The following is a 6,190-nucleotide window of genomic DNA, read 5'->3' on the forward strand; positions in this document are numbered from 1 at the left end:
GGATTCGATTCGGCGCAGTCGTCGTCGGATTCCATCGACATGGTCGATACCTATGCCGGCCTGCCCGCCACGGCGCTGACCGAAAGCACGTCGGACGCGCAGGAAGTGTATGTGGAAGGCATCCAGAAATGGTTCGAAGTGCGCCGCCAGTACATTCAATGGGTAGATGGGCATCTGGCGCAGATGCAGATTGCCACCGACATCACCACGCGCAAGCAAGCGCAGGAACTGGCCGACCAGCAGGAAGAGAAACTGCAATTCACGAGCCGCCTGATGACCATGGGCGAAATGGCGTCGTCGCTTGCACATGAACTGAATCAACCGCTCGCCGCTATCAATAATTACGCGTCGGGTTGCGTCGCGTTGGTGAAATCGGGCCGCATGACGCAGGACGCGCTGTTGCCTGTGCTCGAAAAGACGGCGCAGCAAGCCGTGCGGGCCGGGATGATCATCAAGCGCATCCGCGAATTCGTAAAGCGCAGCGAGCCGAAACGCCAGCCCACGCGCGTGGCGGATATCGTCGCCGATGCAGTCGGGCTTGCCGAAATCGAAGCGCGCAAACGCAAGATCCGCATCGTGACTGAGATCCGTTCGCGCATGCCGGTGATCCACGTGGACCCGGTGCTGATCGAACAGGTGCTCGTGAACCTGCTGAAGAACGCAGCCGAAGCCATGCACGACGCGAAACCGGCCGCGGTCGACCCCGTGATCCGCATCATGGTGCTGCGCGAAGGCGGCTCGGTGTGCATCAGCGTGGTGGATACCGGCCCAGGCGTTGACGAAGCCACGGCCGAGCGCCTCTTCGAACCGTTTTACAGCACCAAGTCCGACGGCATGGGCATGGGGTTGAACATTTGCCGTTCGATTATCGAATCGCACCGTGGGCGGCTGTGGGTCGTGAATAACGTCGATTCGGGCGGTCACGTCACGGGCGCCACGTTCCATTGCAGCCTTCCAATTGGAGAATCCGACGGTCCGGGCAACGGCGGGCAAGAGGTTCTCAATCATCAATCTACACAACAAACCGTTACGGGAGAGCTATGAGCACAGTCACCACTCAGGAAACCGTCTTTGTCGTCGACGACGACGAGGCCGTGCGTGATTCTTTGCGTTGGCTGCTTGAAGCCAATGGCTACCGCGTCTCGTGCTTTGCGAGCGCGGAAGCGTACCTCGATGCCTACCTCCCGATCGCCCATTCAGGCGCGATCTCGTGCCTGATCCTGGACGTGCGGATGTCGGGCATGAGTGGTCTGGAGTTGCAGGAACGGCTGATCGCAGAGAATTCGTTGCTGCCGATCATCTTCGTGACGGGTCATGGCGATGTTCCCATGGCCGTGTCGACGATGAAAAAGGGCGCGATGGACTTCATCGAAAAGCCGTTTGACGAAGCCGAGTTGCGCAAGCTTGTTGAGCGCATGCTCGACAAGGCTCGTACCGAAAGTTCCAGCGTGCAGCAGCAACGCGCGGCTGCCGAGCGTCTTGGCAAGTTGACGGCGCGGGAGCATCAGGTATTGGAGCGGATTATCGCGGGGCGCTTGAACAAGCAAATCGCCGATGATCTGGGCATCAGTATCAAGACGGTGGAAGCGCATCGCGCGAATATCATGGAGAAGCTTTCCGTGAATACGGTAGCCGATTTGTTGAGACTTGCGCTTTCGAATAAGCCCGCGCTGCACGCGCAGTAAGGTTTTTTGGGGTTCTGCTGGCGGCGTGTGTGGGGGCGAGGGTCGAAGTCCCACACACACCGCCAGCACCCCGCCTCGCCCTCCCTGCCTCCCCCATCACGCTATAATTCGAACCCAACCGCGAAGCCGCGCGCCGGGCGCCCCTGGCGTTCCGCCCGCGCCCCCGCGCCTCATCAAAAAAGCGGGCTTTCTCCCGCCAGAACCGACCTATGACTGCGCAACTCATCGACGGCACCGCCCTCTCCAAAACCCTTCGCGCCGATGTCGCCACCCGCGCCGCCGCCCTGAGCGCCCGCGGCCAGCAACCCGGTCTCGCAGTCGTGCTCGTCGGCGAAAATCCGGCTAGCGAGGTCTACGTGCGCAACAAGGTGAAGGCGTGCCTCGACAATGGCCTGCATTCCGTGTTCGACCGTTTTCCCGCGACGCTGACTGAAAGCGAATTGCTGGCGCGTATCGACGACCTGAACAACGATCCGAACGTCCACGGCATTCTCGTGCAATTGCCGCTGCCAAAACACATCGATAGCCACAAGGTCATCGAAGCGATCTCGCCAGCGAAGGACGTCGACGGTTTCAGCGTGGAAAACGCCGGCGCGCTGATGACGGGCAAGCCGCTCTTTCGCCCCTGCACGCCGTACGGCGTCATGAAGATGTTCGAAGCGCACGGCATCGCGCTCGAAGGCGCGAACGCGGTCGTGATCGGACGCTCGAATATCGTCGGAAAGCCGATGGCAATGCTGCTGATCGAAGCCGGGGCAACTGTCACCGTCGCGAACAGCAAGACGCGCAATCTCGCCACGCACACACGAGCAGCAGATATCGTGGTGGTCGCCACGGGCCGGCGCAATATGCTCACGGCGGACATGGTAAAGCCAGGCGCAACCGTGATCGATGTCGGCATGAATCGCGACGATCAGGGCAAGCTCTGCGGCGACGTGGATTTCGCAGGCGTCAAGGAAGTGGCCGGCTTCATCACGCCGGTGCCCGGCGGCGTCGGTCCCATGACCATCACCATGCTACTGGTCAATACCATCGAAGCAGCCGAACGGGCAATGCTCCAGGATAGCGGCGCCGCCTGACGGAGGTTGCCGGAGGTGGGGCGCCCGGCCGCGGCGCTCATTGATCGACACGTCGACAATCAATCGCGTCCGTAGTCACAATCGATTTGTGAATCGCCGGTGTCGCCCCAATAATGAAGTTCCAGCCATTCAATCCGAGACCGGGAGAGTCATGTCCAGTTCGACACCATCGAATATCGCGAACCCAGCCAACCCGCTGCTCGATTTCTCCGATTTACCCCGCTTCGGGGACATCTTGCCGGAACACGTTACGCCTGCACTCGACGTCCTGCTCGCCGATGCAAAAGCCGCCGTCGATCACGCCAGCGCACCCGATACGCCCGCCACATGGACGGATATCGTGGAAAGCGTGGAGCGCGCGAGCGAACGGCTTTCGCGTGCGTGGGGCGTAATCGGCCATTTGAATTCAGTCGCCGATACCCCCGAACTTCGCGCCGCTCACGCCGAGAACCTGCCGCGCGTGACCGAATTCTCCGCGAGCGTCGGGCAAAATCTGGCGCTCTATGAGAAGTACAAGGCGATCGCGGCAAGCGAAGCGCATGCGTCGCTGAGCGCGGAACAGAAGCAGATGCTGAGCAACGAGCTGCGCGGCTTCCGCTTGTCGGGTGCCGAATTGCCCGAAGACCTCAAGCCGCGTTTCGCGCGCGTCCAGGAAGAACAGGCGGCGCTATCGAAGGCATTCTCCGACCACGTTCTCGATGCCACCAACGCGTTTTCGCACTTGATCACCGTGGAAAGCCAGCTCGCGGGCTTGCCGGAAGACGCGATCGAAGCGGCGAGCGAAGCCGCTCAGAGAGACGGCGTCGAGGGCTGGAAATTCACGCTGCATTTCCCGTCTTACTTTCCGGTGATGCAATACGCCGAGTATCGGCCCCTGCGTGAAGCGATGTATCGCGCGTACGTGACGCGGGCGTCGGAACTGGGCCCGAATTACGGAGATGGAAAGCCCGAATGGGACAACACGGCAAACGTCGTGGAGCAATTGAAGCTGCGTGCCGAAGAAGCGCATGCACTCGGGTATCGGAATTTTGCGGAGGTTTCGCTCGCGCCGAAGATGGCCGAATCGCCCGCACAGGTCATTTCGTTCCTCGAAGATCTCGCGGTGCGCGCACGGCCGCACGCGGAGAACGACTGGATGGAGTTGCGCGCGTTCGCCGCGACCGAGTTGGGCATGCCCGAGTTGCAACCGTGGGATACCACCTTCGCCGCCGAGCGTTTGCGCCAGCAACGCTATTCGTTCTCGGAAAATGAATTGAAGCAATACTTCCCGCAGGAAGTGGTGCTCAAGGGATTGTTCAAGGTCACCGAGACGCTTTTCGGCGTATCGATTCGCCCTGATCAAACCGCCGTCTGGAATCCGGACGTGCGCTTTTTTCGCGTCGACAACAAGGATGGCTCGCTGGTCGCCCAGTTCTACCTCGACCTGTACGCGCGCGAAGGCAAACGCGGGGGCGCCTGGATGGACGACGCCCGCTCGCGCCACAAACGCAGCGAAGGCGGCGTGCAAACGCCCGTCGCGTATCTGACGTGCAACTTTTCCGCGCCGGTTGGCGGCAAGCCTGCATGCTTTACGCACGATGAAGTCATCACGCTTTTCCACGAGTTCGGCCACGGCTTGCATCACATGCTGACACGCGTCGACGAACTGGGGGTATCGGGGATCAACGGCGTGGAATGGGACGCGGTTGAATTGCCGTCGCAGTTCATGGAGAACTTCTGCTGGGAGTGGGACGTGCTCACCGACATGTCCGGTCACGTCGATACCGGCGCAACCCTGCCGCGCGATCTCTTCGACAAGATGCTCGCCGCAAAGAACTTCCAAAGCGGACTCGGCACGTTGCGCCAGATCGTGCTGTCCATGTTCGATATCACGCTTCACAGCAGTTACGATCCGGCCGGCGCGACCAACGTCAACGACTTCGCCCGCGAAATCAACGAGCGCTTCCACGTCGTTCCGCAAGCACCGTTCTCGCGCTGGACCAACACGTTCACTCACGTTTTCGCCGGCGGTTACGCGGCCGGCTATTACAGCTACAAGTGGGCGGAAGTGTTGTCGGCGGACGCGTATGCGGCGTTCGAGGAAGCCGCCAAGCTGGCGAATGGTTCCGTGCTCGATCAGGCAACGGGCACTCGGTATCGGACGGAGATCCTGGAGGTGGGCGGCAGCCGGCCCGCGATGGATTCGTTCAAGGCATTCCGTGGCCGCGAGCCCAATATCGACGCGCTGTTGCGGCATAACGGGATGTCGCCGGAAGCGGCGCACTGATTGCACGGCCGGCACCGGTGAACGCGCTGCTCGCGTTAGGCGAACTGATTAAGGCGTTGATCGATCTGATTCGATGAAACGGCGGGGCCGGGTCGTGCGTTAGGGCATGCAGAGGCTGTTCGACGTTAGACATGCAGAGGCCGTTCCAGCTCACGCCGGAACGGCCTTTCGTTTTGTGCTCACCGATCCAGCCGGAAATTCACCTCGTCGGGCCGTCCTTCGAGGCTGAGCGTCGCGCGCATCGAGGGCGCCCGGCTTATGACCTTTCCCCGCCGAATCACGGCCGTACGCGCCGCCCTCAAGCGAATCGCCTCGACAGGATCGCGCGCGTCCAGCACCACACAATCGGCGTTGCAACCCACCGCGATGCCATATCCTTCGATACCCAAGATCTTCGCCGGTGTCGTGGTCACGGCATCGAACGCCTGCCGCATAGCTTCGATCCCCGTCATCTGCGCCACGTGCAAGCCCATGTGCGCCACCTCCAGCATGTCGCCCGAACCCAGGCTGTACCACGGGTCCATCACGCAATCGTGGCCGAACGCGACATCGACGCCCGCTGCGAGCAACTCCGGCACGCGGGTCATGCCTCGGCGCTTCGGATAAGTATCGGCGCGGCCTTGCAGCGTTATGTTGATCAGCGGATTTGCAATCGCGGCCACGCCAGATTCGCGGATCAGCGGAATCAGCTTGCTCACGTAGTAGTTGTCCATGGAATGCATCGACGTCAGGTGCGAGCCGGTCACGCGTCCCTGCATTCCCAGCCGATGTGTTTCGGCCGCAAGCGTCTCGATATGTCGCGACATCGGATCATCGGATTCATCACAGTGCATGTCCACGCGCAGGCCCTTTTCCGCGGCGAATTCGCACAGAAGACGCACGGACTCGGCGCCGTCGGCCATCGTGCGTTCGAAGTGCGGAATCCCGCCGACCACATCGACACCCATCGAAATCGCGTGCTTCAGGTTATCGAACGCGCCCTTGCTGCGCAAAATGCCGTCCTGCGGAAACGCAACGAGTTGCAGGTCGAGGTAAGGCTTCACGCGCCGCTTCACTTCGAGCAGCGCCTCGACGGCCAGCAGGCGCGGATCGCAGACGTCCACGTGCGAGCGAATCGCGAGCAAGCCACGCGCGACGGCCCAGTCGCAATACTGCATCGC

At 61.4% G+C, this 6,190-nt stretch carries 5 protein-coding genes; 4 read left to right on the forward strand and 1 reads right to left on the reverse strand.

Going from position 1 to position 6,190, the window contains the following annotated elements; translation table 11 throughout:
• The 4 genes from WCA53_RS27780 to WCA53_RS27795 form a co-directional block, all read left to right on the forward strand.
• On the forward strand, positions 1-1,044 hold a 1,044-nt coding region (locus tag WCA53_RS27780), incomplete at its 5' end, for an ATP-binding protein (RefSeq protein WP_423918424.1).
• Positions 1,041-1,685: an oxygen response regulator transcription factor FixJ gene (fixJ, locus tag WCA53_RS27785; RefSeq protein WP_423918429.1), complete on the forward strand. Its 645-nt coding sequence runs from the start codon at positions 1,041-1,043 to the stop codon at positions 1,683-1,685. The genes WCA53_RS27780 and fixJ, both read left to right, overlap by 4 nt.
• Positions 1,686-1,894: 209 nt before the next feature.
• Positions 1,895-2,764 (forward strand): bifunctional methylenetetrahydrofolate dehydrogenase/methenyltetrahydrofolate cyclohydrolase FolD, encoded by an 870-nt coding sequence (gene folD, locus WCA53_RS27790; RefSeq protein WP_423918432.1) that lies wholly within the window; start codon positions 1,895-1,897, stop codon positions 2,762-2,764.
• A gap of 151 nt (positions 2,765-2,915) precedes the next feature.
• The gene (locus tag WCA53_RS27795; RefSeq protein WP_423918435.1) at positions 2,916-5,030 is read left to right on the forward strand and encodes a M3 family metallopeptidase; all 2,115 of its coding nucleotides are present in this window, start codon (positions 2,916-2,918) and stop codon (positions 5,028-5,030) included.
• 179 nt (positions 5,031-5,209) lie between these two features.
• Here the strand turns inward: WCA53_RS27795 and WCA53_RS27800 are convergent.
• Positions 5,210-6,190 (reverse strand): cytosine deaminase (locus WCA53_RS27800; protein ID WP_423918438.1); only part of this gene is annotated, 981 nt, incomplete at its 5' end.

Source organism: Caballeronia sp. (assembly GCF_049581465.1).
In the GTDB taxonomy this organism is placed as follows: domain Bacteria; phylum Pseudomonadota; class Gammaproteobacteria; order Burkholderiales; family Burkholderiaceae; genus Caballeronia.